26 protein-coding genes are annotated in these 26,546 nt (G+C 69.8%); 15 read left to right on the top strand and 11 right to left on the bottom strand.

Annotation, left to right across the window (positions count from 1 at the left end):
• Positions 1–30: 30 nt before the first annotated feature.
• From ACJ8AN_RS41470 to ACJ8AN_RS41430, 9 genes are all read left to right on the top strand, one after another.
• Positions 31–1,326 carry a UbiA family prenyltransferase gene (locus ACJ8AN_RS41470; protein WP_407761177.1) on the top strand — a complete coding sequence of 432 codons (1,296 nt, stop codon included), beginning with the start codon at positions 31–33 and terminating at the stop codon, positions 1,324–1,326.
• Between the two features lie 19 nt (positions 1,327–1,345).
• The gene (locus tag ACJ8AN_RS41465; protein ID WP_407761176.1) at positions 1,346–2,683 is read left to right on the top strand and encodes an FAD-dependent oxidoreductase; all 1,338 of its coding nucleotides are present in this window, start codon (positions 1,346–1,348) and stop codon (positions 2,681–2,683) included.
• A gap of 21 nt (positions 2,684–2,704) precedes the next feature.
• Entirely contained in the window at positions 2,705–3,442 is a 738-nt protein-coding gene (locus ACJ8AN_RS41460) for an SDR family oxidoreductase (RefSeq protein ID WP_407761175.1), read from the top strand.
• Positions 3,443–3,592: 150 nt separating this feature from the next.
• On the top strand, positions 3,593–5,392 hold the full coding sequence (locus tag ACJ8AN_RS41455; RefSeq protein ID WP_407761174.1) for a methyl-accepting chemotaxis protein: 1,800 nt from the start codon (positions 3,593–3,595) through the stop codon (positions 5,390–5,392).
• 264 nt (positions 5,393–5,656) lie between these two features.
• A complete protein-coding gene (locus ACJ8AN_RS41450; RefSeq protein WP_407761173.1) occupies positions 5,657–5,995 on the top strand; it encodes an acyl carrier protein in 339 nt (112 codons plus the stop codon).
• On the top strand, positions 5,992–7,056 hold the full coding sequence (locus tag ACJ8AN_RS41445) for a type III polyketide synthase (protein WP_407761172.1): 1,065 nt from the start codon (positions 5,992–5,994) through the stop codon (positions 7,054–7,056). Before ACJ8AN_RS41450 ends, ACJ8AN_RS41445 begins: the two co-directional genes overlap by 4 nt.
• 39 nt (positions 7,057–7,095) lie before the next feature.
• Positions 7,096–8,937: a fatty acyl-AMP ligase gene (locus tag ACJ8AN_RS41440; RefSeq protein WP_407761171.1), complete on the top strand. Its 1,842-nt coding sequence runs from the start codon at positions 7,096–7,098 to the stop codon at positions 8,935–8,937.
• A gap of 208 nt (positions 8,938–9,145) precedes the next feature.
• Positions 9,146–10,021, top strand: coding sequence for a zinc metalloprotease (locus ACJ8AN_RS41435; RefSeq protein WP_407761170.1), 876 nt, complete (start codon positions 9,146–9,148; stop codon positions 10,019–10,021).
• A gap of 213 nt (positions 10,022–10,234) precedes the next feature.
• The gene (locus ACJ8AN_RS41430) at positions 10,235–11,110 is read left to right on the top strand and encodes a zinc metalloprotease (RefSeq protein ID WP_407761169.1); all 876 of its coding nucleotides are present in this window, start codon (positions 10,235–10,237) and stop codon (positions 11,108–11,110) included.
• Between the two features lie 305 nt (positions 11,111–11,415).
• Here ACJ8AN_RS41430 and ACJ8AN_RS41425 read toward each other — a convergent pair whose 3' ends face one another.
• Both ACJ8AN_RS41425 and ACJ8AN_RS41420 read right to left on the bottom strand, forming a co-directional pair.
• A complete protein-coding gene (locus tag ACJ8AN_RS41425) occupies positions 11,416–12,294 on the bottom strand; it encodes a zinc metalloprotease (protein ID WP_407761168.1) in 879 nt (292 codons plus the stop codon).
• 369 nt (positions 12,295–12,663) lie between these two features.
• Entirely contained in the window at positions 12,664–13,542 is an 879-nt protein-coding gene (locus ACJ8AN_RS41420) for a zinc metalloprotease (RefSeq protein WP_407761167.1), read from the bottom strand.
• A 266-nt stretch (positions 13,543–13,808) separates the two neighbouring features.
• On the opposite strand from ACJ8AN_RS41420, the gene ACJ8AN_RS41415 reads away from it, so the two are divergent.
• Positions 13,809–14,939 (top strand): 5'-nucleotidase, encoded by a 1,131-nt coding sequence (locus ACJ8AN_RS41415; protein ID WP_407761166.1) that lies wholly within the window; start codon positions 13,809–13,811, stop codon positions 14,937–14,939.
• A 21-nt stretch (positions 14,940–14,960) separates the two neighbouring features.
• On the opposite strand, the gene ACJ8AN_RS41410 is transcribed toward ACJ8AN_RS41415, so the two are convergent.
• From ACJ8AN_RS41410 to ACJ8AN_RS41390, 5 genes are read right to left on the bottom strand one after another with little or no spacing between them, the layout of a single operon-like run.
• Positions 14,961–16,055 carry an NAD(P)/FAD-dependent oxidoreductase gene (locus tag ACJ8AN_RS41410; protein WP_407761165.1) on the bottom strand — a complete coding sequence of 365 codons (1,095 nt, stop codon included), beginning with the start codon at positions 16,053–16,055 and terminating at the stop codon, positions 14,961–14,963.
• Complete coding sequence (locus ACJ8AN_RS41405; protein WP_407761164.1) at positions 16,052–17,806, bottom strand: fatty acyl-AMP ligase; 1,755 nt, start codon at positions 17,804–17,806, stop codon at positions 16,052–16,054. The genes ACJ8AN_RS41410 and ACJ8AN_RS41405 overlap by 4 nt, the downstream gene beginning before the upstream one ends.
• Entirely contained in the window at positions 17,803–18,087 is a 285-nt protein-coding gene (locus ACJ8AN_RS41400) for an acyl carrier protein (protein WP_407761163.1), read from the bottom strand. Before ACJ8AN_RS41400 ends, ACJ8AN_RS41405 begins: the two co-directional genes overlap by 4 nt.
• A complete protein-coding gene (locus ACJ8AN_RS41395; RefSeq protein ID WP_407761162.1) occupies positions 18,080–18,652 on the bottom strand; it encodes an isoprenylcysteine carboxyl methyltransferase family protein in 573 nt (190 codons plus the stop codon). Before ACJ8AN_RS41395 ends, ACJ8AN_RS41400 begins: the two co-directional genes overlap by 8 nt.
• Entirely contained in the window at positions 18,646–19,731 is a 1,086-nt protein-coding gene (locus tag ACJ8AN_RS41390; protein WP_407761161.1) for a type III polyketide synthase, read from the bottom strand. Before ACJ8AN_RS41390 ends, ACJ8AN_RS41395 begins: the two co-directional genes overlap by 7 nt.
• Before the next feature lie 349 nt (positions 19,732–20,080).
• On the opposite strand from ACJ8AN_RS41390, the gene ACJ8AN_RS41385 reads away from it, so the two are divergent.
• The gene (locus ACJ8AN_RS41385; RefSeq protein WP_407761160.1) at positions 20,081–20,728 is read left to right on the top strand and encodes an NlpC/P60 family protein; all 648 of its coding nucleotides are present in this window, start codon (positions 20,081–20,083) and stop codon (positions 20,726–20,728) included.
• Here the strand turns inward: ACJ8AN_RS41385 and ACJ8AN_RS41380 are convergent.
• Entirely contained in the window at positions 20,715–21,971 is a 1,257-nt protein-coding gene (locus ACJ8AN_RS41380) for a DNA glycosylase AlkZ-like family protein (protein WP_407761159.1), read from the bottom strand. The two genes, ACJ8AN_RS41385 and ACJ8AN_RS41380, sit on opposite strands and share 14 nt — an antisense overlap.
• 61 nt (positions 21,972–22,032) lie before the next feature.
• Positions 22,033–22,524 (bottom strand): hemerythrin domain-containing protein, encoded by a 492-nt coding sequence (locus tag ACJ8AN_RS41375; protein WP_407761158.1) that lies wholly within the window; start codon positions 22,522–22,524, stop codon positions 22,033–22,035.
• A gap of 319 nt (positions 22,525–22,843) precedes the next feature.
• Here ACJ8AN_RS41375 and ACJ8AN_RS41370 point away from each other — a divergent pair, with 319 nt between their 5' ends.
• Positions 22,844–23,323 (top strand): MarR family winged helix-turn-helix transcriptional regulator, encoded by a 480-nt coding sequence (locus ACJ8AN_RS41370; RefSeq protein WP_407761157.1) that lies wholly within the window; start codon positions 22,844–22,846, stop codon positions 23,321–23,323.
• A 102-nt stretch (positions 23,324–23,425) separates the two neighbouring features.
• Entirely contained in the window at positions 23,426–23,803 is a 378-nt protein-coding gene (locus tag ACJ8AN_RS41365) for a hypothetical protein (protein ID WP_407761156.1), read from the top strand.
• A gap of 30 nt (positions 23,804–23,833) precedes the next feature.
• Here the strand turns inward: ACJ8AN_RS41365 and ACJ8AN_RS41360 are convergent, their stop codons facing one another.
• Positions 23,834–24,664, bottom strand: coding sequence for an endonuclease/exonuclease/phosphatase family protein (locus ACJ8AN_RS41360; RefSeq protein WP_407761155.1), 831 nt, complete (start codon positions 24,662–24,664; stop codon positions 23,834–23,836).
• Positions 24,665–24,843: 179 nt separating this feature from the next.
• On the bottom strand, positions 24,844–25,518 hold the full coding sequence (locus ACJ8AN_RS41355; protein WP_407761154.1) for a DUF4336 domain-containing protein: 675 nt from the start codon (positions 25,516–25,518) through the stop codon (positions 24,844–24,846).
• Positions 25,519–25,626: 108 nt separating this feature from the next.
• On the opposite strand from ACJ8AN_RS41355, the gene ACJ8AN_RS41350 reads away from it, so the two are divergent.
• Together ACJ8AN_RS41350 and ACJ8AN_RS41345 are read left to right on the top strand one after the other, a co-directional pair.
• The gene (locus ACJ8AN_RS41350; RefSeq protein ID WP_407761153.1) at positions 25,627–26,289 is read left to right on the top strand and encodes a pentapeptide repeat-containing protein; all 663 of its coding nucleotides are present in this window, start codon (positions 25,627–25,629) and stop codon (positions 26,287–26,289) included.
• A 77-nt stretch (positions 26,290–26,366) separates the two neighbouring features.
• Positions 26,367–26,534, top strand: a complete 168-nt coding sequence (locus ACJ8AN_RS41345; RefSeq protein WP_407761152.1) for a hypothetical protein — start codon at positions 26,367–26,369, stop codon at positions 26,532–26,534.
• Positions 26,535–26,546 lie beyond the last annotated feature (12 nt).

Here is a 26,546-nt window from a genome sequence, read left to right as displayed (position 1 = left end):
AGGGCGCTGCTACCCTGGGACGTGCTTCCCATGCCGAACCCCGCCCCCACGACCCCCGAGACACAGGACGCGACGCCGCTGGCCGTCGAGCTGGACGGAGTCCTGGCGCGCACGGACACGCTGCACGAAGGGCTGCTGCGGCTGCTCAAGCGTCGGCCCTGGCTGCTCCCGGCGGTGCTGGGGTGGAGCCTGCGGGGCCCGGCCTTCCTCCGGGCCGAGGTGGCGCGGCGGGAGGAGCTGGACGTGACGCGGCTGCCCTATGACGAGGCGCTGGTGTCGCGCCTGTCCGAGGAGAGGGCCGGGGGCCGCCGGGTGGTGCTGAGCACGGTGGCGGACCGGCGGGTGGCGGAGGCGGTGGCCGCGCACCTGGGCCTCTTCGACGCGGTGCACACGGGCGACAACCCGCTCGAGGGCCCTCGCGAGGAGGCGCGCCGCTCCGCGCCTGGCCGGCCCTTCCCGCGCACGCTGCTCAAGGCGCTGCGGGTGCACCAGTGGGCCAAGAACGTGCTCGTCTTCGTGCCGATGCTCGCCGCGCACAAGGTGCTGAACACGGCGCTGCTGCTCCAGGCGGTGCTGGGCTTCATCTCCTTCAGCCTGTGCGCCTCCAGCGTGTACGTGCTCAACGACATGCTGGACCTGGACTCGGACCGCAAGCACCCCACCAAGCGCAAGCGGCCCTTCGCGTCGGGGGACCTGTCGGTGCGCGCGGGGCTGTGGCTCGCGCCGCTGCTGCTGGGCTCCGGCGCCGCGGTGGCGCTGCTGCTGCCGCGCGAGTTCCTCGCCCTGCTGGGCACCTACTACGCCATCACGCTCGCGTACTCGCTGTACCTCAAGCAGGTGGCGATGCTGGACGTGCTGGTGCTGGCGGGGCTGTACACGGTGCGCATCTTCGGCGGCTCGCTGGCGGTGGGCGTGCCCACGTCCAGCTGGCTCTTCACCTTCTCCATGTTCCTCTTCCTGTCGCTGGCGCTGGTGAAGCGGCTGAGCGAGGTGCGGCGGCTGCGGCTGGCCAACGAGGAGGCGGCGCCCGGGCGCGGGTACATGGCGGGGGACTACGAGCAGCTGGCCATGCTCGGCGTGTCGAGCGGCTACCTGTCCGTGCTGGTGCTCGCGCTCTACATCACCAGCAAGGAAGTGACGGCGCTCTACCTGCACCCCGAGCGCCTGTGGCTGCTGTGTCCGGTGATGATGTACTGGGTGGGGCGGGTGTGGCTGCTGGCGCACCGGGGCCTGGTGAACGAGGACCCGCTCATCTTCGCGTTGAAGGACAAGGTCAGCTACGCGGTGGGGCTTCTCGCCGCGGGCGTGCTGCTGGCCGCGACATGAGGGAGTGACGCACGTGGGGATGAAGCTTCAATCCTGGGGCCGGTATCCGCGCGTGGCCGAGCAGCGCCCGCTGCCCGCCGTGTGGACCACGGACGCCCTGCCGGTGCCGGCCGCAGGAGGCTCGCTGCTGCCGTACGGGCAGGGCCGGAGCTACGGCGACTCGTGCCTCAACGCGGGCGGCGCGCTGCTGACGACGGAGCGCCTGGACCGCTTCCTCGACTTCAACCCGGCCACGGGCCTGCTGCGCTGCGAGTCGGGCGTCACGCTGGACGCCATCCTCCGGCTGGTGTCGTGGCAGGGCTGGTTCCTCCCGGTGACGCCGGGCACCAAGTTCGTGAGCGTGGGCGGGGCCATCGCCAACGACGTGCACGGCAAGAACCACCACCGGGCGGGCACCTTCGGCCGGCACGTGCCGCGCTTCGAGCTGGTGCGCTCGGATGGCTCGCGCCGGGTGTGCTCGCTCACGGAGAACCGGGAGTGGTACGAGGCCACCATCGGGGGCCTGGGGCTCACCGGGCTCATCACCTGGGCGGAGGTGCAGCTCACCCGGATGAGCAACCCGTACATCCTCCAGGAGACGATTCCGCTCGCCAACGTGGACGAGTTCCTCACGCTCGCGCTCGAGTCCGAGCGGGACTACGACTTCACGGTGGCGTGGGTGGACTGCCTGGGCCGGGGGAAGAACCTGGGCAAGGGCCTGTTCTACCGGGGCAACCACGCGCCGCCGCAGTTCGACGCGGTGCCGCTCGCGAAGAGCCACCTGTCGAGCCGCGGCCGACTGGCGGTGCCCTTCGACTTCCCGGGCCTGGCGCTCAACCGGCTGTCGGTGGCGGCCTTCAACTGGCTCTACTTCCACACGCAGAAGCGCCACACGTCGGGGCTGGTGCACTACGATCCGTTCTTCTACCCGCTGGACGGGGTGCACCGGTGGAACCGCATCTACGGGCGGCGGGGCTTCCTGCAGTTCCAGTGCGTGGTGCCGGCGAGCGACGTGGGCATGGCGGCGTTGAAGGAGATTCTGGACCGGGGGGCGCGCAGCGGCATGCCGAGCTTCCTCACGGTGCTGAAGATGTTCGGCGACGTGCCCTCGCCGGGGATGATGAGCTTCCCGAAGCGGGGGATGACGCTGGCGCTGGACTTCGCCAACCGGGGCGAGCGCACGTACCGGCTGGTAGCGGAGCTGGACAAGGTGACGCGCGAGGCGGGCGGGCGGGTGTACCCGGCGAAGGACGCGCGGATGAGTCCGGAGAGCTTCGCGGCCTACTACCCGGAGCGCGAGCGCTTCGCGAAGTACGTGGACCCGGCGTTCTCCTCCTCCTTCTGGCGCCGCGTGAATGATACTCACCCCTCTCCCTGAACCCCTCACGGGCCATCCCCTATGAAGAAGGTCCTCGTCCTGGGCGCCACGAGCGCCATCGCCCAATCCACGGTGCGGCTGCTGGCCGCGCGCGGCGCGTCGCTGTACCTGGTGGGCCGCAACCCCGAGCGGCTGGAGGCGGTGGCGAAGGACGCCCGGACGCGCGGAGCCTCCAAGGTGGAGACCGAGGCGCTGGACCTGGACGACATCGCCCAGCACGAGGCGCTGGTGGAGCGCGCGGCCACGGCGCTCGGGGGGCTGGATGGGGCGCTGCTCGCCCACGGCATTCTCGGCAACCAGGAGGCGGCGCAGCGCTCGTACGCGGAGGCGGAGAAGGTGCTGCGCACCAACTTCCTCAGCGCGGTGTCGCTGCTCACGCCGCTGGCCAACCGCTTCGAGGCGCAGAAGGCCGGCACGCTGGTGGTCATCTCCTCGGTGGCGGGAGACCGGGGCCGGCAGAGCAACTACGTGTACGGGGCCTCCAAGGGCGCACTGAGCGTGTTCCTCCAGGGGCTGCGCAACCGGCTGGCGCACGCCGGGGTGGCGGTGGTGACGGTGAAGCCGGGCTTCGTTGACACGCCGATGACGGCGGACGTGAAGAAGAACGCGCTCTTCGCCACGCCGGAGAAGGTGGCGCGGGGCATCGTCCGGGCGGCGGACGCGCGCAAGGACGAGGTGTACCTGCCCGGCTTCTGGGGCCCCATCATGTTCGCCATCCGTGGCATCCCCGAGCGCGTCTTCAAGCGCATGAAACTGTAGGTTTTCGTCCCCCCGTCCGGCCGGGGAGCGGGCAGGCACCCGCGAGCCCATGGGACGTGAAAGGTGATAGCGTCGGGCCCGAGGACATGGCGGTCCCCCGGGTTGCCGCATATACCGCCCGCGACACCGCTCCGCCCCCGGCCCTGAATCATGGCGTTCTTCCAATCGTCGAGCAGCAGCAACCGCTCCCTGCCCAGCCGTATCGACGCGCTCATGCGGGCCTGTGCGCTGCCGCTGGCGCCCTTCGTCGCCTACCTGTTGGGAATGGTGCTCGGGCTCCAGGGTGACGAGGTCTCGCGCGCGCTCATCTTCCTGCTGCCGCCGACGCTCGTCCTCTTCGCCGTCCTCTGCCCGCTCATCATCATCAACCACCTCGTGCGCGAGGCGCTGCGCGAGACTCCGGGGGAGCAGCCCGGAATGCGGCTGGTGCGCCTGCTCAAGCTGCCCTGGCGCCTGGCCTTCTACAACCTGGTGGGCACCTACGCCGCCGGCGCCGCCTTCTTCTCCACCAGCGTCTGCCTGTGGTTCGGCAAGGACCTGAAGCTGGCGGTGTGGGGCGGCGCGGTGGGTCTGGCCGTCGGCCTGCTGCTGGCCTTCCCCGCGGGCATCATCATCGAGCGCTGGGTGCAGCCCATGGCGCTCGAGGAGCAGCGGCGCTACCCCCACCTGCGCGTGCTCAGCGGCGGCTTCTTCTGGGTGCGCCAGTCCTGGTTCCTCCCCTACGCCTTCGCCGTCAGCGTGCTCTCGCTCATCGTCCTGGGCGGCGTCACCGTCATCGTGCAGACCAACAACCTGCAGCGCCGCTACGTGGAGGACCTCCAGGCCGCCGGCCAGCAACAGGCCGCCATCATGATGGAGGGGATGTCCTCCTCGCTCCTCTCCGAGCTGAGCCTGCCCGTGGCGGTGCTCACCCTGCTGGTGCTCACCATCCCCACCCTCTCCGCGTGGATGCTCGCGCGCCGCCAGGAGCGCGGCTCGCTCGCGGTGCTCGCCGCCATCGAGGGCCTCTCCGTGGGCAAGGTGCGCCCTCCCCTCTGGGTCTCCACCGATGAAATCGGCGACCTGGCCTTCGGCCTCAACTCCATCATCCTGCAGCTGAGCGCCCTGCCCCGCGCCCTCCAGCAGTCGGCCAACCAGCTCGTCGACGCCGGCATCACCCTGCGCCACGCCAACGAGGCCCAGCGCCGCGCCCTCACCACCCAGGCCACCGCCCTCCTGGAGACCAACGTCACCGCGCAGGAGATAAAGCAGACCTCCGACCTCACCGCGCACCGCGCCGAGGAGGTGCTCCACGTGGTGCGTCACGCCGAGGAGCTCAGCCGCGCCGGCACCCTCGCCATCGAGCAGACCATCGCCGGCTTCAGCGCCATCCGCGACTCGGTGTTCGCCATCCGCGGCAAGATGGAGCGCCTGCAGGCCAGCGCCGTGCAGATTGGCGAAATCACCCAGACGGTGAAGGACCTGGCCGACCAGTCCAACATGCTCGCGCTCAACGCCGCCATCGAGGCGGTGCGCTCGGGCGAGCACGGCAAGGGCTTCGCCGTCGTGGCCCGCGAAATCCGCCTCCTGGCCGACCAGTCCATCCGCTCCACCAGCCGCATCAGCACCATCCTCGACGAGGTGGGCAACGCCATTGGCGACGCCGTCGCCATGACGGACGTGAGCGCCGCCCAGGTCGAGGGCGGTCTGGACAAGGTGAAGACCTCCGGCGACAGCCTGCGCCAGCTGTCCTTGATGGTGAACGAGAGCTCCGCGGCCGTGACCCAGATCACCGCCGCCGTGGCTCAGCAGAACGCGGGCTTCGCTCAAATCTTCAATGCCGTCGCCGACCTCTCCCGCAGCATGGACCAGGCCATGGACCGCCTCGAGTCCACCCAGGAAGCCGCCGACACCCTCCAGAAGGTGTCCACCCAGGTCAGCCAGGTCGCCGGCCAGTACCACATCGAATAGCCCCGTCCGTCCATCCACTCCCGGACCGCACCCCAGGGCATTCGTTTCATGGCTTTCCGTCCGCCTCCATCGTGCCCAGGATGATTCTCGGCCCCGCCGGACACCCCCTCCGGTTGGTCCAAGCAAGCTGCTATCTCCCATTATCCTACACTGTGGTCTTATTCAATAAATCCAGGTTGACCATTCGTGTCTCCTGGCTGTAATATTCTATCCACGTTGAAGGGGGGCCCACGAAAGTTGACTCGCCCGAGGCGGGAGGTCCGTATGCACCGGCAAGAGATTCTCGACCACGTCCGCAACATCATCCTGGCCACCAACAATGGCCTGTATCCGGACGACGTGAGCGAGTTCGCCTCGATGACGTATGATCTCGGCATGGATTCCTTCCATCTCGAGTCGATGATCTCCCGGCTCAAGGACGAAGTGGCGGACATCGAGTTCACCCCCTGGTACATCAAGGCCTCGCGCCGTGGGCACGACACGGTGGGCAGCCTGGTGGACTTCATCGACGAGCGCCTGTCGCAGCTGACGGCCGCCAACACCGACGAGGCCCCCGCCCACTCCTCCAACGCCGAGCGCCAGCTCGACGTGGAGGTTGCATGACGTCGCAGGCCGCCCCCGCGCGCCGCCCCACCCTGCTGTCCATCGCGTCGGCCACACCCCCTCTCTCGCTCTCCCAGGAGGAGATCTTCGAGGGGCTGCTGAAGCACTGGTACAAGGACATCCCCAACGCCGAGCGCATCATCAAGAACACGGGCGTGCGCCGCCGGCACTTCGCGTGGGATCCACGCGTGGAGCTGCGCGAGGGCAACCGCGGCCTGGGAGAGCGCGTGCGCGTCTACGAGCGCGTGGGCTTGGAGGTGACGGGCCAGTCGGTGGAGAAGGCCCTGGAGGGCCTGGACCGCTCGCGCGTGGGCGCCTTCACCATGACGACCAACTCGGGCTACTCGGGCCCGGGGTTGGATCTCTTCATCGCCAAGAAGCTCGGGCTGCGCTCCAGCATCCGCCGCACCTTCGTGGGCCACATGGGCTGCTTCGCGGCCTTTCCGACATTGCGGGTGGCCATGGACAGCCTCGCCGCGCGCCCGGACGAGTACGTCATCGCCAACGCCTCCGAGTACAGCTCGCTGCAGTGGCGAAGCGATCCGGACCCCGAGCAGGCCGTCATCATGGGCCTGTTCGGCGACGCCACGTGCTCGCTGGTGCTGGGCACCGCGCCGGACGGCGAGGGCGTGCAGTTCATCCGCTCCCACACCGAGCAGCTCTACGAGACGCACGAGCTGATGGGCTGGCACATGATGAACGACGGGTTCAAGATGACCCTGTCGCCCTATGTGCCCTTCGTGCTCGCCGAGCACATCGACACCATCCTCGAGCGGCTGCTGGGGCCGGAGAAGCTGGGCAAGGGCGACATCAAGCACTGGCTCATCCACCCGGGCGGACCGAAGATTCTCGAGGCCATCGCCCGGCAGCTCAAGCTGGACAAGTCGGCCATGCGCGCCAGCTGGCACGTGCTCGGCGAGTACGGCAACTGCGGCTGCGTCACCGCCCTGCTGGTGCTGGAAGAGGCGATGAAGACGGACAAGCCCCAGCGCGGCGAGTACGGCGTGATGATGGGCTTCGGCCCCGGCCTCACCGTCGAGTCCATGCTGGTCCGTTTCTGAGCGCGTCCTCCCCCCGAGGACGATTCCGAGGACAGACACATGAGCCAGGAAGCGCTGCGGCGCCAGACGGGGCCCGTTCAACTGGGCCCGCGCGTGGGGCGCCACCCCAGCCGTGAGATTCCCCAGCGGGCTCCCACCCGCGCCCACGTGGCGCCGGTGCACACGCTCGCCGAGGCCGTGGCCCACTGGGCCCGCACGCGTCCCTCGCAGCCGCTCTTCTACTTCGCGAGCCTGGAGGACACGCTCAGCGTCCTCACCGCGGGAGACCTGCACCACAACGCCCTGCGCATCGGCGCCAACCTGCACGCGCGCGGCGTGCGCCAGGGCGACCGGGTGGTGATCTCCTTCGACACCAGCCCCGAGTTCCTCGAGAGCTTCTTCGCCTGCGGCCTGGTGGGCGCCATCCCCTGCCTCATCGAGCTGCCCTCCTCGAAGGTGTCGGTGAGCTCCTGGGGCGAGCGTCTGAAGGTGAAGCTGCGGCTGCTGGGCGCCCGGGCCATGCTCATCGACCCGGACTTCGCGGACCTGGCGCACGAGGCCCTCCAGGGCTACGAGCCCGAGCCGGGCGCACCGCTCCCCTTCGTGGCCACGGTGAAGGAGCTGGTGGGCGAGGCCCCCGCCTTCGAGCCCCCCACCACGGGCGCGGACGACGTGGCCTTCATCCAGTTCACCTCCGGCACCACGGACGCGCCCAAGGGCGTTCAAATCTCCCACCGCGCGCTGTTGGCCAACTGCGCCGCCATGGGCGAAATCAGCCATTGGGACTCGGATGACCTGATGGTGTGCTGGCTGCCGCTCTTCCACGACATGGGGCTGGTGGCCTCCACCCTGGCCTCCTTCGTCCACGGGATTCCCACGGCGCTGCTGCCCCCCTTCGGCTTCCTGCTCAAGCCGGCGCGCTGGCTGTGGGCGCTGCAGTACTTCCGCGCCACCTCGTCCTTCGCCCCCAACTTCGCCTACCAGCTGTGCGTCAAGCGGATAAAGGACGCCGAGGTGGAGGGCCTGGACCTGAGCGCGTGGAAGCGGGCCTACAACGCCGCCGAGTTCATCCACGCCGACACCGTGAGCCACTTCACCGAGCGCTTCCGCCCCTACGGCTTCGAGCAGGACGCCTGGCGGCCCTCCTACGGCATGGCGGAGATGGTGGTGGGCGTGTCCATCCGCGATGCCGCCCTGCCCCTGCGCGTGGAGACGGTCTCCCGCTCGGCGCTGTCCTCGAAGCGGCGGGCCGTTCCGCTCACCGAGGGCGGCCCGGATGCCCTCACCGTGCTCGGCGTGGGCCGGGTGCTGCGCGGCATCGACATCCGCATCGTCGACGAGGAGGGCCGCGAGGTGGGCGAGCGCCACGAAGGGGAAATCCTCCTGCGCGGCACCTCGCTCTTCGGCGGCTACTACAAGAACCCGGAGGCCACCGGCAGCGTGCTGCGCGAGGGCTGGCTGTACACCGGGGACCTGGGCTACCTGGCCGAGGGCGAGCTCTTCATCTGCGGGCGCAGCAAGGATCTCATCATCAAGGCCGGCGAGAACCACCACCCCTACACCATGGAGAACGCCGCCGCCCAGGTCACCGGGGTGCGCGCCGGGTGCGTGGCCGCGGTGGGCGTGAACAACCAGCAGACGGGCACCGAGGACATCGTCCTCGTCTGCGAGACGGCCGAGACGAAGCCCGACGTGCTGCGCCAGCTGTGCAAGCACGTGGAGGAGATGGTCTACCAGGGCTCCGGCGTGCGCCCCAACCGCGTCATCCCCGTGGCCCCCCACACGGTGCCCAAGACGACCAGCGGCAAAATCAAGCGCGCCTACATCCGCCAGAACATCGAGGCCTTCGAGAACCTCTCGCTGCTGGTGGCCCCTCCGGCCCGGCAGGCCATCGTCCACTGACGGCCCCGCGCCTCCTCCTCCCGCACTCCCAGGGGAGCCCGGACACACCCCGTGTGTCAGGGTTCCCCTTTTTTACGTGCTTTGACTACCTCACGGATACTTCCACACATCCGTGCAGATAGAATTTTCCAGGAAAGTCGCTAGCCCCCTTGCTCGGCTCAAATTCTTGAGATACAAGTCTTTTCACTCTTTTCCCGAGGAGTTGGAAATGTCCTTCAAGGCTGGAAAGTTCGCAGTGGTTCTCGGCGCGGTCATGGCGGTCACGGGTTGCAGCAGCTCGGAGCAGAAGCCGGCCGAGGAGCAGCCGACGCAGCAGGCCGTCCAGGGCGGTTGCGCCACGGCGGACCTCTCGGCCACGGAGCAGGCCCGGGTGGAGCAGGCCATCGCCGGCCGCGTTTCCGCGCAGACGCGCGCCAACGGCTCGGTGAACGTCAACGTCTACTGGCACGTCATCAACAACGGCACCGGCATCGCCAACGGTGACATCCCCCAGTCGCAGATCGACGCCCAGATTTCCGTGCTGAACGCCGCGTACGCGAACACGCCGTTCCGGTTCACCCTGGCGGGCGTGGACCGCACCACCAACTCCACCTGGTACACCGCGACCGACACCGGCAACGCCCAGACGAAGATGAAGGCGACGCTGCGCAAGGGCGGTGCGGGTGACCTCAACGTCTACTCCAACAACATGGGCCGCGGCCTGCTGGGCTGGGCGACCTTCCCCTCCAGCTACGCCTCCAACCCCAAGGATGACGGCGTGGTCATCCTCTACTCCTCCGTGCCCGGCGGCTCCGCGGCTCCGTACAACGAGGGCGACACCCTCACCCACGAGGCCGGCCACTGGTTCGGCGCCTACCACACCTTCCAGGGCGGCTGCACGGCCCCTGGCGACTCCGTGGATGACACGCCGTTCGAGGCCTCCTCCGCCTTCGGCTGCCCGACCGGCCGCGACACCTGCTCCACCGCCGGCCTGGACCCCATCACCAACTTCATGGACTACGTCGACGACTCCTGCATGACCACGTTCTCGGCCGGCCAGGCCGCCCGCATGGACGCGCTCACCGCCCAGTACCGCGGGATCTGATTCACACCGCGAAGTCCTGACGTCTTGAAGTCCCTGACGCCGGAGCGCCCCAAGCGCTCCGGCGTCTTGCTTTTGGCGCCCCCCTGTCCGCCCGCCGATTCACCCCTCTCCCCGCGTTTTCTTGGAATTAGGCAAAATTAGAGAAGGCAGGGGCGCCTTGTCTGGAACTTATGATGGAGTTATAAGGAGCTCCAACTTATTCCGGGAGTGAAGATGTCCTTCAAGGCTGGGAAGTTCGCGGTGGTGCTCGGCGCGGTGATGGCGGTGACGGGTTGCAGCAGCTCGGAGCAGCAGCCGGCCGGGGAGCAGCAGCCCACGCAGCAGATCGTCCAGGGCGGCTGCGCCACCGTGGAGCTGTCCGCCGAGGAGAAGGCCCAGGTGGAGCAGGTGCTCGCCGGCCACGTGTCCGCGCAGACGCGCGCCGCGGGCTCGGTGAACGTGAAGGTCTACTGGCACGTCATCAACAACGGCACCAGCGCGGCCCAGGGCAACGTCTCGGACTCGCAGATCGCCAGCCAGATTTCCGTGCTGAACGCCGCGTACAAGAACACGCCGTTCACCTTCACCCTGGTGGGCACGGACCGCACCACCAACTCCCAGTGGTACACCTGCTCCGGCGGCGCCTGCGAGAAGAAGATGAAGGGCGCGCTGCGCAAGGGCGGCGCGGGCGACCTCAACGTCTACTCCAACAACATGGGCCAGGGCCTGCTGGGCTGGGCGACCTTCCCCTCCAGCTACGCGAAGCAGCCGAGCCTGGACGGCGTGGTCATCCTCTACAGCTCGCTGCCCGGCGGCTCGGCGGCTCCGTACAACGAGGGCGACACCCTCACCCACGAGGCCGGCCACTGGTTCGGCGCCTACCACACCTTCCAGGGCGGCTGCACCGGCTCGGGTGACTACGTGGCCGACACCGCGGCCGAGGCCTCCTCCGCCTTCGGCTGCCCCTCCGGCCGCGACACCTGCGCCGGTGGCGCTCTGGATCCCATCACCAACTTCATGGACTACACCGACGACAGCTGCATGACCACGTTCTCCGCCGGCCAGGCCGAGCGCATGGACCAGCTGACCGCCCAGTACCGCGGCATCTGATGTCCGCCGCGAAGTCCTGACGTCTTGAAGTCCCCGACGCCGGAGTGCCTCGAGCGCTCCGGCGTCTTGCTTTTCGCGGGCCGGCCGACGCGGGAGGAGCCCGGCGCGGCGTCCCCTCGAGCGGCCCGGTGGAGGGCTCCGGCGGAGGACACCCGTGGAGGGCTCCGGCGGAGGGTGGGCGGGAGAAGCCGCGAGAGACGAGCGCCGCGCCCTCCCGGAAGGCCCGCCAAAAAGAAACAGCGGGCCCCCACGCTCGTGGAGACCCGCTGCTCATGTCCGAGACGGGAAGTGTCTCGAGCCGGGGATTACTTGCCCAGGCGGTACGAGTTCCACATGCTCGTCATGCGGCTGCGCTGGCCGGCCGAGAACGTGTTCATGCAGGAGTCGTAGGTGTAGTCCATGAAGTTGGTGATGGGGTCCGCGCCGGCCGTGGAGCAGGTGTCGCGGCCGGAGGGGCAGCCGGCGGCCGAGGAGGCCTCGTCCGGCGTGTCGCTCACGCTGTCACCGGGGCTCACGCAGCCGCCCTGGAACGTGTGGTACAGGCCCATCCAGTGACCGACCTCGTGGGTGGCCGTGTCGCCCAGGTTGTAGTTGGTGGCCGTGCCGCCGGGGAACGAGCTCTGGAGGATGACCACGCCGTCCAGGGACGGGGAGCTGGCGTAGCTCCAGGGGAAGGTCGCCCAGCCGAGCAGGCCCTGGCCCATGTTGTTGCTGTAGAGGTTGAGGCTGCTGGCGGTGCCCTTGTGCAGCGCGCTCTTCATCGCCGACTCACACGCGCCGCCGGTGCAGGTGTACCAGGTGCCGTTGTTGGTGGTGTCCGTGCCCGCCAGGAAGAAGCTGTAGCCGGCCGACGCGTAGGCGTTGTTGAGGACCGTGATCTGGTCGTTGATCTGCGTGGTGGTCACGCCGCCGGCGCCGGTGGCGCTCTTGATGATGTGGACGTACACCGGGATGGACACGGCCATCTGGTGCACCGTGCCGCCCATCTGCATCGCCTGCTGCGCCTTGAGAACCTCGAAGTTGTTCTCGATCTGCGCGACCTGCTCGGCCGTGAAGTCCGCGCCGGCACAGGTGCGGATGTCCGTCACCTGCTGCTCCGACACCTGCTCCATCTCATCCGCAGGGCCACAGCCCGTCATCGCCGCGATCGCACCGAAAGCCAGCACCGTCTTGAGCATGCGCATGTGAGTCTCCACGTTCCTGTCGAGGGATTGGGTCCCGGTTGAAAAGACTCTCAACCGAGGGACGCGAAGACTTCTAAGTTAGTCCGAAAGAATGATCAATCCCCTGATTGTCGTTTTTCCTTGACTCCCTGCGACAACTCGTTTCAAGCGCAAAGGCTTCACGTGCAACTTTTTGAGATGCGATTGTTTCTGACGCAATGATTGCCAGCTCAATCATTTGGAGGGCAATGGTTTCGCGTGAAACGGATTGCGCTCCGCCGGGGCGTTCGCCGCGTGGGGCCCTCGAGCCCAAAAAAGAAACAGCGGGTCCCCACTCGCGTGGGAGACCCGCTGCTCAGTGCCGGGACAGGGTTGTCCGGGCCGGGGCGACTACTTGCCCGCGCGGTACGAGTTCCACATGCTCGTCATGCGGCTGTTCTGGCCCGCCGAGAACGTGTTCATGCAGGAGTCGTAGGAGTAGTCCATGAAGTTGGTGATGGGATCGTTGCCGGCCGTGGAGCAGGTGTTGCGGCCCGTCGGGCAGCCGGAGGCGGGAGAGGACTCGTCCGGCGTGTCGCTCACGCTGTCACCGGGGCTCACGCAGCCGCCCTGGAACGTGTGGTACAGGCCCATCCAGTGACCGACCTCGTGGGTGGCCGTGTCGCCCAGGTTGTAGTTGGTGGCCGTGCCGCCGGGCAGCGAGCTCTGGAGGATGACCACGCCGTCCAGGGACGGGGAGCTGGCGTAGCTCCAGGGGAAGGTCGCCCAGCCCAGCAGGCCCTGGCCCATGTTGTTGGTGTAGAGGTTGAGCGAGGACGCGGTGCCCTTGTGCAGCGCGCTCTTCATCTGCGACTCACACGCGCCACCGGTGCAGGTGTACCAGGTGCCGTTGTTGGTGGTGTCCGTGCCCGCCAGGAAGAAGCTGTAGCCGGCCGACGCGTAGGCGCCGTTGAGCACGGAGATCTGGTTGTTGATCTGCGTGGTGGTCACGCCACCGGCGCCGGTAGCGCTCTTGATGATGTGGACGTACACCGGGATGGACACGGCCATCTGGTGCACCGTGCCGCCCATCTGCATCGCCTGCTGGGCCTTGAGAACCTCGAAGTTGTTCTCGATCTGCGCGACCTGCTCGGCGGTGAAGTCCGCGCCGGCACAGGTGCGGATGTCCGTCACCTGCTGCTCCGACACCTGCTCCATCTCGTCCGCGGGGCCACAGCCCGTCATCGCAGCGATCGCACCGAAAGCCAGCACCGTCTTGAGCATCCGCATGTGTGTCTCCGCCTTACCCAATTGAGGGGTTCCAACTGATTGGGTCCCAATTGAAGGGGTCTCAATTGAAGGACGTGCAACTTTTAGATTGCTCCAAGAAAATGATCAATCCCCTTATTCTTTTTAAAACCGCTTTTTCTTGACTCCCCGCGCCAATTACTTTCACCTCAAACCAAATGCCTGTCGGGCCCGAGCGCGGGAGACTCTGGCGTAGCATCCGGGAGTTCCCGAGAGCCGCGAGGCTCGTGCGCGTGCGAGGAGACGAAGTGAAGGCCCGATTCTCGTTGATGGTGCTGGCGGTGCTGCTGCTCCTGCCCCTGGGGGCGCGAGCGGAGCCCAAGCGAGTGGTGCTGCTCTTCACCGGAGACAACCGGGGAGAGATTGCCCCGTGTGGGTGCAAGGCGGAGCCGCAGGGCGGACTGGCCCGGAGGAAGACAGCCATCGAGGCGGAGAAGGCCCGGGGCCTGCCCGTGGTGCTGATGGACGCGGGCAACGCGCTCTTCAAGGAGACGAAGCCCGGCCAGGAGCCCGTCATCAAACAGCGCGCGGAGCTGGTGCTCGAGCGGATGCAGGCCGACGGCACCGTGGCCATGGCCGTGGGCGAGAGGGATCTGTCGCAGGGGCTCGCCTGGCTGCAGAAGGCCACCGGGGGGAAGGGCAAGAAGATGAAGCTGCTGTCCGCCAACCTGGTGGACAAGGCCGGCAAGACGCCCTTCGCGCCCTCCCTGGTGGTGGAGGCCGGCGGACTGAAGGTGGGCGTGGTGGGCGTGTCCCCCGAGGGCGTGCCCGCCGGAGAGCCCACGCTGAAGGGCCGCCCGCCGATTGAAGTGGCCCTGGCCGAGTCCCGCAAGCTGCGCCAGTCCAAGAAGGTGGATGTGGTGGTGGTGCTCGCGGCGGTGCCCTACCAGGAGGCGGTGAAGCTGGCCCTCCAGGCCAAGGACGTCGTGGACTTCGTGGTGGAGTCCCATGACGCCCGGGGCATCGGCGTGGGCTCGCCGGTGAATGGCTACACCGCCGTCTTCCCCGCGGGCGAGCTGGGCAAGCAGGTGACGCGGCTGGAGCTGAACGTGGACGGACCGGGGCCCTCGGTGGACCTGGGCTCGGGGTCCGAGGCCCGCAAGCAGCTGCACCTGGTGGAGGACAACCTCCTCAAGGCCAACGAGCGCATGGCCAGCACCCAGGACGAGGCGACGCGCGCCGAGCTCACCCGCACCATCGTCGAGCTGGAGGGCCGCATGCGGCAGCTCGAGACGCAGCTGGACGTGAAGGCGCCCAAGGGCGGGCGCGCGCACCAGCTCTCCTACGTCACCCTGGGCCTCGCCGTGGCGGATGACCCGGTGCTCAAGCAGCGGGTGGAAGAGATTCAGCCGGCCGGCTCGGCCGCGGTCCAGCACTGACACGCCGGGGGCGGGGGGCCCCTACACGATGGCGTGCGCGAGAACCCACTCGAAGAGGCGCGGCCGCGTGCCCAGCCAGCGCACCAGCGGGCGGCGCACCCTCGGCGTGCCCGCCATCAGCAACACGCTCCGCGTCAGCCAGGCGTACTTGCGGAACGCGCCCTGGAAGACCCGCTCGTAGGGCAGCAGCGACTCGCGCGTCGCGCCCTGCGCCAGCGCGTCCGGCAACAGGTTCCCGAGCGCCTCCGCGCACGTGAAGGCCAGCGACAGCCCCTCCCCCGTCACCGCGTCCACGTACCCCGCCGCGTCTCCCACCAGCGCGAAACGGTCCGCCACCCGCGCCCGCGCCGCCCGCGCCAGCGGCCCCGCTCCCCGCGCCTTCGAGTCCGGCTCCGCTCCCCCGACGCGCCCGGCGAGCACCGGGAAGCGCGCGAGCAGCGAGTCGAAGCCGATGCGTCCCGGCAATCCGTCCGTCCACAGGAAGGCCACCCCCACCCGCTCGTCCCCGGCCGGCGTCACGTAGGCCTCCACGCCCTCGGACAGGTGCACCTCCACGAAGGGCGCCCACGGCTTCATCCGGAAGTGCCGGCGCAACCCGAAGCGCCTCGGCCCCGTGGCCTCCAACTCCAAACCCTCGGCGCGCCGCAGCGGCGAGGCCAAACCGTCCGCCGCCACCAGCATCCGCGCCCGCAACGGCCCGGCCGCCGTCTCCACCTCCCAGCCCTCCGAGGTGCGCCGCTGGCCCCGCACCGCGCATTGCTCGCGCAGCTCCACGCCGAGCATCCGCGCCCTCGCGGCCATGGCCTTCACCAGCGCCACCCGCCGCACGCCCAGGCCACCGGGCGCGGGCAACAGGCCCTCCGCCCCGCTCCCGTCCTCCTGCACGTAGCGGATGCCCACGAAGCGCGCGCACTCCCTCGGCTCCAACAGCGCGAGCGCCCCGAAGCGCTCCAGCGCCGCCACCCCCGAGGGCATCAATCCCTCACCACACGCCTTGTCCGGCGGCACGGCCGCGCGCTCCAGCACCACCGTGCTCAACCCCCGCCTCGCCGTGGTGAGCGCCACCGCCAGCCCCGCGGGCCCTCCGCCCACCACCGCGACGTCCCAGGCCCTCACTCCTCGCGTCCCGCCCGGGTGAAGGCCCACGCGCTCTTCGCCATCTCCACCACCAGCCCCACCGTCCCCACCTTCTTCGGCGCCGTCAGCTCGCCCGCGAGGTAGCGCCGCAACGACTCGGCCCGGCGCAGCTTCCCACTCGAGGTGCGCGGCAGCGTCCCGGGCTCCAGCACCCGCACCGTGTGCGGCCGCACGCCCGTGCCCGCCACCACCGCCTCGCGCACCCGCTCCTCCAGGCCCTCCTCCCGCGCGCCCGGCGCGAGCTCGGCGAGGAGGAGCAACGCCTCGTCCTGCTCTCCCTCCGGCGTGAAGCCCAGCGCCACCGCACAGCCCGTGCGCAGGCCCTCCACTCCCTCCAGGCACTCCTCGAACTCCTGGGGCGCGTGGTTGGCGCCACGGATGATGACCACGTCCTTCGCCCGGCCCGTGAGGTACAGCTCGCCGTCCCGCTCGAAGCCCAGGTCTCCCGTGTCCAGCCAGCCCTCGGCGTCCAGCGCGCGCGCCGTCGCCTCCGCGTGGCCGAAGTACCCCTCCATCACCGAGGGCCCTCGCGCGAACACCCGCCCCACCCGGCCCTCCGGCACCTCGTGGCCCAGCTCGTCGCGCACCTGCACCTCGAAGCCCGGCAGCGGACGCCCCACGGACACCACCTCGCGCGAGCCCTCCACCACGCGCCGCTCCGCAGCCAGCACCCGCGCGTCCACGCCCAGCCCGCGCGGCCCCCGGCCCGCCGGAGGGAAGGTGACGGCCAGCGAGGCCTCGCTCAGCCCGTACACCGGCCGCAGCGCTCCCGCCTGGAAACCCCAGCGCGCGAAGCGCTCGGTGAAGCGGCGCAGCGTCTCCAGCGACACCGGCTCGGCGCCGTTGAGCGCGTGCCTCCAGCTGGAGAGGTCCACGCCCTCCAGCTCCGCGTCCTTCACCCGCTTGAGGCACAGGCCATAGGCGAAGTTGGGCGCGGGCGAGACGAAGCCCCGGTGCCGCGACAACGCACGCAACCACAGCGCCGGGCGCGCGAGGAACACCTCGGGAGGAATCAGCACCATGTTGCCCGGGTAGTACGCCGCCGACAGCAGACAGCCGATGAGGCCCATGTCGTGGTACAGCGGCAGCCAGGACACGCCCACGGGCGGCTGGCCCGGCACCAGCGGCAGCTCCGCCTCCAGCGCCGCGAGCTGCGCCAACAAGTGGCCATGCCGCAGCGCCACCGGCTTCGGGTCCACCGTCGAGCCCGAGGAGAACTGGATGAGCGCGAGCGACTCGGGCCGCACGGACAGGGCCACGTCGCCCTCCGCGCTCGACACCTCCTCCACCGTGTGACAGCCGAGCCTCGGACGCGCCGCCGCGACGGACTCGCCCAGCAGCAGCCGCACCTTCGCGTCCGTCAGCACCACCACCGCGCCCGACACCTCCAGCATGCGCGCGGTGGAGCGGTGGTACTCGTCCAACCGCCCCAGCCGCACCGGAGGGTAGAGGGGCACCGGCACCGCGCCCGCCAGCAGCGCGCCGAAGAAGGCCTCCATGAAGCCCGGTGAGGTGGGCAGCAGCACCGCCACGCGCTCGCCGGGAGCCACGCCCAGCCGTTGCAGTCCCGCGGCCGTGCGGCGGGCACGCCCGTACACCTGCGCCCAGGACAGCCGCGTCTCGCGCTCGGCCGCGTCCACGAAGACGAGCCCGTGCTCCGTGCGCGCCGCGGCCGCGAGGCACTCGTTCACCGTGGCGTGCTTCAACGGGGGCAGCGCCGGCCCCTTCATGGCACGCCTCCCGCGCACGACACCGCGGACGGCTCCTGGAAGGCCCGCGAGGCCACCAGGCGCACCAGGTCGCCCACGGTGCTCACCCCCACCGAGTCCTCCATGGACAGGCGGATGCGGAAGTGGTTCTCCAGCTCCACCGCCAGCACCGTCAGCCCCAGGCTGTCGAGCTGCAAGTCCCTCGTCAGGTGCTGCGAGGGCTCCACCGGCTCCCTCCAGTCCAATTCCTGCGAGAGGATGCGGCGGATTTCGGAGAGGATGGCGTGCTCGTTCTCACCCACGGGGTACCTCCGGAATGAAGCGGGGCCTTTCGGCGAAGGTCTCGGCGTACAGCGCGCCCAGGGCCTCCTCCTCGGCGCGGATGCGCACCCGCAGCAGCAGGGCGTTGCCCAGGGAGAAGACGAGCGCCGTCACCCACGCGCCGTGCACGAGCGGCACCGCGGCCAGCTCCAGCACCACCGCCACGTAGTTGGGGTGGCGCAGGAAGCGGTACGGCCCGCGCGTCACCGGCGCGAGGCCCGGCACCACGATGATGCGCGTGTTCCACCGCTCGCCCAGCGAGGCGATGGCCCAGTAGCGCAGCGCCTGCGCCCCCACCGCCACGCCCAGCGCGGCGTACCCGGGCGCCCCCGGGAAGGGCCGCTCCAGCCCACACGCCTCCACCGCGCACGCCACGAGGAAGAGCGAATGAAAGACAACCATGACGCGGTAGTGCGCCTGCCCCGTCTCCACCCCGCCGCGCGCGAAGGCCCGCGCCGCGTTGCGTTTGGAGAGGACGAGCTCCACCCACCGCTCGACGGCGAGCAGCCCCAGCAGCCCCAGGTACGCGTGTGGAGAGCTCACCATCGCAGCAGCACCAGCTCGCCGCAGAAGCCCGGTCCCATGGCCATCATCACACCCCAGTCACCCGGCTTCGCCTGGCCGGACTCGAGCATGTCCCCCAGCACGAAGAGCACCGAGGCCGAGGACAGGTTGCCCACCTCGCGCAGCGACGCCCACGAGCGCTCCAGCGCGTCCGGCGCCAGCTCCAGTGACTCCTCGAAGGCCTGCAGCACCTTGGGCCCTCCGGTGTGCGCCACCCAGTGCTTCACGTCCTTGCGCGTCAGCCCGTGCTCGCCGAGGAAGCCGTCCACGTCCCGGCGGATGAACTCGCGCACCAGCTGCGGCACCTTCGCGCTCAGCACCACCTTGAAGCCCGTGTCCACCACGTCCCAGCCCATGATGCGCTCGGTGTCCGGGTACATCACCGAGCGCGTGGCCACCACGCGAGGGCCGGACGCCGGGCCCGCCTTCTCCGAGCCCTGCAGCACCACGCACGCCGCGCCGTCCCCGAACAGCCCCGAGGCGATGATGTTGGGAATGGACAGGTCCTCGCGCTGCAACGTCAGCGAGCACAACTCCACGGAGAGCAGCAGCGCCGTGTGCCCCTTCCACGCCCGGAGGTAGTCCGAGGCCCGCGCCGTGCCCGCCGCGCCCGCCACGCACCCCAGCCCGAACATGGGCGTGCGCTTCATGTCCGCGCGCATGCGCAGCCGGTTCATCAACCGCGCGTCGATGCTCGGCGTGGCGATGCCCGTCACCGTGGTGAAGAAGACATGGTCCACGTCCCTCGGGGTGAGCCCCGCGCGCTCCAGCGCCTTGCCCACCACCTGCTCGCCCAGCTCCATCGCGACTTCAATCCACGCATCGTTGCGCTGCTGGAACGTGGCGAGCCCGGGGTACCGGCCGATGGGCAGCGCGAGGAAGCGCCCGTCCACCTTCACCGAGCGGTGCAGTTCCTCCAATCGCTCGAGGTTGTAGTGGCGCGTGGCCCACAGCTCCCTCAGGGCACCGATGATCTGCTCCTGGGGCGCGTAGTGGGAAGGCAACAGCCGCTCCACCGCGCGGATGACGGGGAAGGAATCCTGACCGGGAGTGGTGCTCATCGACGCCGTTCCTGTAGGGGTGGGAGGGGACGGTTAATCACCCTCCCACGAGCGTGCGACCACGGGAGGAAAGACTGAACGCCTCCGTTTCACTCCACCGTACCGGCGTGCTGGCTGGCTGACAACCCGGGTCACCCCTCCGGGATGCGGAGAAATCACGTGTCGGCTGGTGCACAGCCCGCGGAAGGCCCTCGATGGCCCCGGCGCGGCATCAGTGCACGTCCCCTCGCGCACAGGTTGGGCAGAGTCCTTCCCAGCGCGGGACAGTCAAGGACAGTGCCCGCGTTGGCGAGTGGACGGGACAGCCGGAAAATGCCCGGGGCACGGCGGTTGCTCAGGGGAACCCGGCATGCATCGTGCCTTCCTGCTGTGTGCCTTGCTGGGCGTGCTTCTCCCGGGCTCCGAGGCCCGGGCCACGCCCGGCGACACCTCGAGCCCGAGCATCCAGCTCGCCTCCGGTCCGCTCGCGCGCCGCGCCGTGGTCCGCGCCTCGCTCTGGGTGGGACTCCCCTCGCTGTCGCGGGTGAGCCGCTCGGTGAATGACGACTGCTCCGGACTGGCCAACCTCGCCTACCGCAAGCGCGGCCTGAGCCTCATGCCCGAGCGCACCCAGCCGGGCGAGGGCGGAGTCGCCGCCATCTACCGCAAGGCCCAGGCGCTGGGCGCGCTGCACGAGACGCCGCGCCCGGGAGACCTCGTCTTCTTCCGCGACACGTATGACCGCAACCGCGACGGGCGGCGCAACGACGGGCTCACGCACATTGGCGTGGTGGAGCGCGTGGCGGAGGACGGCACGGTGACGTTCGTGCACCGCTCGGGCGGAGGCGTGAAGCGCTCGAAGCTCAACCTGGGCCAGCCGGGCGTCCGCCGGGACGCCCAGGGCCGGGTGCTCAACGACTACCTGCGCCGCCCGGAGAAGGTGGTGCGGCCGCGGCTGGCGGGCGAGCTGTGCATGGGCTTCGCCACCGTGGACCAGCGCTGGTTCACATCGCCTTGACGAAGGCCGCGCGCTCCCGGACGAAGCCATCGGTATCGAGGTTGAAGCTGCGCGCATGGCCCACGTCGTCGCGCAGGAAGGCGGCCACGTCCGCGACGCGCGCCTCGAGGGCCTTGCGGCGCTTGGGGGCCAGCGTGTCGAAGGTGCCGAACACCCCGGCACCCGCGTCGATGTCGTACTCCCAGAAGCCCACCAGCCTGTCCCCGTCGAACACCGAGCGCATGAACATGTAGCGCGAGTCGCCGAGCGTGCCCCCCTTGCTCATACCCCACACGGGGACTTCCAGCGCGTGGTGCTTCGGGTCGGTGAAGAGCGCGGTGCCACCGTGGAAGGCGAGGTAGCCGTCCTCGAACGTGAGCAGCGAAACCGAGTCGGTGGCGGGCGCCTTCGCGCGCAGCGTGGCGAGCTCCTCCTCCAGCACCCAGGCCTCGCCGGAGAAGCCCTCCACGGCCACGGGCACGAGCGGCAACTGCTGCATGGCCGCGCGCGCGTCGCGCTGGGAGAGCCCCGCCCAGGAGGCGAAGTCGTCCACGGTGCAGGGCCCGGCCTGCCGGAAGAAGATGGCGGCGATGCGTGCGTACCGCTCTCCGGACCCGGCGGGCACCTTCGCCCCGGTGAGGGGATTCTTCGCCGGGAGCCGCCAGAGGTAGCGCTCGGTGTCCAGCCGCCCGCCCTCCAGCGTGCGCTCCAGCTTGCCCTCGAACTCGAGGTGGCGCACGGCCGGAGGCAGCGTCGAGGAGAGCCCCAGCTTCTTGCCCTTCTCGCCCAGGCTGCGCACGGTGCCCTCAGGGAGCGCCTTGCGCAGCGCGTCCGTGGAGAGGGGCCCCTTGCGCAGGGCCTTCAGCACGGCCTCGCCCACATCGGCGAGCTCATGGGGGGCGATGCCCGCCTTCTCGTGCTCGCGGTCGGCGCGCTTGCGGTACTGCTCCTCGGCGATGCGCATCACCAGCGGCACTTCCGGGCGCGGCACGAGGTAGATGCAGCCGCGCACGGCGGGGACCACCTGTAGCCGGGACTGCTCCACCGCCTCGTCCAGCTGCTGGCGCTTCAACCCGGGCACGCGGGCGCGCACCGCCAGGTACACGTCCACGCCCCCGAGCGTGCGCGGCCAGCCGGTGGCGGCCACCACCTCCTCGACACTCCCCTTCAGCGGCTCGGCGAGCCCCTGCTTGAAATGCCAGTGCGCGCGAGCGCGCTCGAGAGAGACGGAGAGTGCGGGAGTGGGGGTGCTGCCACGGGCCATGACGTCCTCCGGGGCGCACTCTACGCGAGCGCACCCCGGAGTGAAGACACGGCCCCCGGGCTCACGCCAGCGGCGCGGCCTCGTCCGTCTCGCGCGGCACCTGCATGCGCGGCTCGGTCTGGATGAGCTCGGAGAACATCACCTCCAGCTGCTCGCCCATGAGGGCCAGCTCGTCCTTCGTCATCAGCTTCTTCACGCTCTTGAAGAGGTCCTTCTCCTCCTCCTCGACGTGGTGCTCGACGAGCTCCTGGAGCACCTTCATCTTCGCCTTGAACTGCACGTCCGAGGGCTCCAGATCGAGCAGGTCGGCGATGACGCGCTTCACCGACAGGTGCTCCTCCACGGCCTCCTGGAGCTTGTCCGCCGTGGGGCCGACATAGACGCTGGGATAGAAGATCTTCTCCTCGATGGTGGCGTGCGCCGCGAGGTTGTCCGCGATGCGCGCGAACAGGTCCATCATCTTCTCGGTGCTGCCCTCGCCCAGCTTCTCGAACTTCTCGAACAGCTCGTCGACCTCGCGGTGCTGCTGCGTCAACAGTTCGATGGCGTCCATGATCTCTCCCGTAGGTCCCGCGTGAATCGCGTCGGTCCGTGTGTGGGCCTAACTTCGGCACGCCTCCTGGAGACGCCAACTGTCCGGCCCTCCTCCTCCGTGACAGGGGGAGCCGGACCCCGAGCGACCGGCCCGAGAGGAGAACGTTTCACGTCGTACCCGGGGCCACGGATGCATGCTCGCTCCCCGGCGGTCCGTCCTCGGCCATGGCTCCCTTGACGCTCCCGGGTGGCTTTCCATCCGGCCGCGAGGAGCCCACATTTGGCCGTATCGGGGCGGGTGCATCAGCGGGCGACCCGGGCCGGGACAAGGAAGCTCCGTGTCACGGAATGTCTCCACGGCGGAAGATTCAGCCGGTGATGTCGACCGGTTCCAGCGGCTCCTGTTCGCCTTGGGCCGGCTGCACTCGCTCAGGGATCCGCTCGCCCGCCGCTGCGAGAACATGGACCTCACCGCCCCTCAAATCCACGCGCTGCTGTGGTTGGGACGGGACGGGACGCTCACCATGGGCGAGCTGGCCCGGCGGCTGGGCATCACCGAGAAGACGGTCACCGGCGTGGTGGACCGGCTCGAGCGCGAGGGCCACGTGCAGCGCGAGCGCAGCCCGGAGGATCGCCGCGTCATCCGCTGCCGGCTGACGGCCTCGGGCGCCCGGCTCCACCGCAAGCTGGACAAGACCGTCCTCCAGGACATGGAGCGGATGCTGGAGCACCTGGACGCCACCGACCGGCGGGCGCTCTTCCGCATCCTGGAGAAGCTCATCGCCTCGGCCACGCCGAAGCCGGAGCCGGGCGGGTAGACGGGCCCCGGCGGCTCCCCTCCCCTGCGGCCGGACGGGAGACCCCGGAGGCCATGGACGCGGGCGCGGGGCTGCGCTTCACTGCGGCCCATGGCTCCTCCCATGACTCCTCACGAAGCAGAGAAGGCACTGACGGACGCGGAAGTGGTGCCGTGCGTGGAGATGCAGCTCCCGGACGCCCGGCGGCTCGTGGAGGCGTGCCTCGCCGAGGGCGTGCCCGCGCTCGTCCACCGCGAGGCCTGCGCCAAGCCCAACTGCTCTCCGAAGTTCCAGGTGCTCGTGCGGCCCGAGGACGCTCCCCGCGTCGCGGGCCTGCTCCAGCGGCGCTGGCTGGACACCCTCCAGCGCGAGGGCTTGCTCCCCGAGGGCCACGCCCCCCAGCTGGTACCGGAGGACGGTGAGCCGCCCTGCCCCGCGTGCGGCACGGCCGCGCCCCTGGTCGCGGGCGCGTGCGGCGACTGCGGACTGCAGCTCGAGTGAGCCGGCCCGGGTGAGCCAGCCCCCTCCGGACTACTTGCTGCCGGCGGTGGTGGCGCCGCCCGGCGAGGCTTGCACCATCTCGGCGGAGGGCGGCTTCACGGGCTCGAGCAGGGTGAGGTCGGCCACCACGGGGTAGTGGTCGGACGCCTTCACGCGCAGCACCTGGCTGCCGCGGGGCATGAAGCGGTCATTCGCCAGCACGTAGTCGATGCGCACGTTGGGGATGACGGGCAGCGGATAGGTGTCCGCGGCGCCCTGTCCGCGCAGGGCGAACACGTCCAGCAGCTCGCGCTTGAAGAGGCGCACGGAGCCCGAGTCGGGCGTGTCGTTCATGTCGCCCATCAGCAGCTTGGGCCGCGGGTCCGCGTCCATCCACTTCATGATGGCGGCGCTCTGGCGCACGCGGACGTCCCCGTTGAAGGGGCGCCGGGTGAGGTGCGTGACGTAGACGCTCACCTCCTGCCCGTGCATGTGCATGAGGATGCGCGCCACGGTGCGCGGCTCGGCGCCGGGCTCCACGGGCAGCGGCTGCTGCTCCACGGACTCCAGCGGGAAGCGCGAGAGGATGGCCACGCCGTAGTCCCCGCCATACAGGGAGGTGGTGCGGAAGTGCGCGTAGTAGGGCAGCCCCGTGCGCTGCGACAGCTCGGCGGACTGGTCCACGCCGCCCGCGCGCCGCGTGTGCACGTCCACTTCCTGGAGGGCCACGATGTCGGGCGCGGCCGAGCGGATGAGCCCGGCCACCTTGTCCAGGCCCTGGCGGCCGGACTGGATGTTGAAGGTCATCACGCGCAGGTCGCCCTCGGAGGGGGTGCGCGCCGCCGCGGGAAGCGCCAGGGCCCCGGGGGCCGAGAGCGTCACGGGAGCGGGCTCACTCCGAACGGAGGAGGTGGAGGAAGCGCACGCGATGGGGAGCGCGAGGAAAAGGCCGGCGAGGAGTCGGTCGATTCTCATGTGGGGGGCCGATCATCGCAGCAATCAGTTTCCCCGTCTTCTCACGCCTCCCGAGTCAGGCAGGAGAGCAGCCGGGCGGGCGGAGCCTAGAGCCACGCGAAGGCCTCGCGCATCGCGTCGCGGCCTCCGCTCTCGAGCACCTGTCCGTGGCACGGCACCACCCGGTCGAAGTCCCACGTGAGGACGCGGTCGCGCCAGGAGCGCAGCGCGGCCTTGTCCTTCACCATGGACTTGAGCAGCCAGGTGGGCGCCAGCCGCCCGTATGCCTTGCACAGCTTGAGGTACGTGCGCGTCAGCCACGAGGACGAGTCGTGGATGTTGAAGGCCAGGTCGGTGAGCAGCAGCGTGCGGCTGGGCCGGTGCAGGAAGACGAACTCCTCGAGCTTGGGGATGCCATGCGCGAGGAGCAGCTCGATGTCCGGGGACTGGCCCACGTCCATCACGTCCGACAGTTCCACGTCGATGCGCAGGTCCTTGCGCTTCTGGCGCAGCCCCGCGGGCGCGAGCACCTTCGCCGAGGGGTACGCGGCGGCCCAGTCCCCGAGGAACACGTGGTGCATCACATTGGGCGCCACCAGGAAGCGCACCGGCCCCAGTGCGTCCACGGCGCTCCGCACGGCCGCGTCCAGCTTCACGGGCGAGTGCAGCCACAGCCCGCCGTCCGGCAGGCGCATCACCGTCATCCGCCCGCCCAGCTCCATTCCCCCCATGCGGAAGGGGACATCCATCACGAAGAGGTCATCGGACAGCGGACGCAGCATTGCGGGCTCCCCCGGGTCGGAAAACACGCCAGCACTCTTCGCGGACTCGACGCGCGAGTCCAGATCCGGGGATTGGAAAAGCTCGTTCCTCTGCTATGCCGCCGGGCCATGTCTTCAGACCCGGACACGCTCTCGGCGGATGCACAGCGGCTCCTGAAGGAGGACTCCTTCGAGAACGAGACGTTCAGCGACCTGGACCTCCAGGGCCGCGACCTCGGCCAGAAGGAGTTCTACCGCTGCACCTTCGAGCGCTGTCAGCTCCAGGAGAGCCGCTGGAAGAACACCAGGCTCGAGGTGTGTGTCTTCAACGGGTGTGACCTCACGCGCATCCAGGTGAACCAGACGGCGCTGCGCGAGGTGCGCTTCGAGGGCTCGAAGCTGATGGGCGTCGACTGGACGGGCGTGTCCCCCAACCCGGAGCTGGCGTTCGACGGGTGCGTGCTGCGCTACGCCTCGTTCGTCGGACAGAGCCTGCGCAAGACGCCCTTCCTGCGCTGCACCGCCATGGAGGCGAACTTCTTCGACCTCGACCTGACGGACGCGGACTTCAGCGGCACGGACCTCACCGGCAGCAACTTCCGCGGCTGCACCCTCACCCGCACGGACTTCTCCAACGCGGTGGGCGCCTTCCTCGACCCGGCGAGGAACCGCCTCAAGGACACCCGCGTCCCCGTCGAGACCGCCGTGCTCCTGGCCCAGACACTCGGCATGCGCGTCTCGGGCTTCAACACCGATGCGGCCGAGCGCCCCGGCCGCAAGAAGGGCCGGTAGGGCCCTCCCGTTGAGGAGGCACGGGAGCCTGGAGCAGCCTCGGCTTCTCCCTGGGGGCCTGGGGCGGCGGAAGCCTGATGGGAGGCCATGGGCACCTCCTGCTCACGCCCTATGTCTTCAGTGTCGTGGCGTACGAGCTGTCCCCGGCGGCGTCCACGCCTCCCCCGCCCACGGCCGCGCGTCTGCAACCCCTGCTGAGCGTCTCCTCCCAGGGCGCGGTGCTCGGGCTGGCGGGGCGCTTCTGAGAGGAGAAGCCG

It is taken from the genome of Archangium sp. (assembly GCF_045802675.1).
Classification (GTDB): Bacteria; Myxococcota; Myxococcia; order Myxococcales; family Myxococcaceae; genus Archangium.
This window is presented reverse-complemented; position numbering and strand designations above follow the sequence as displayed.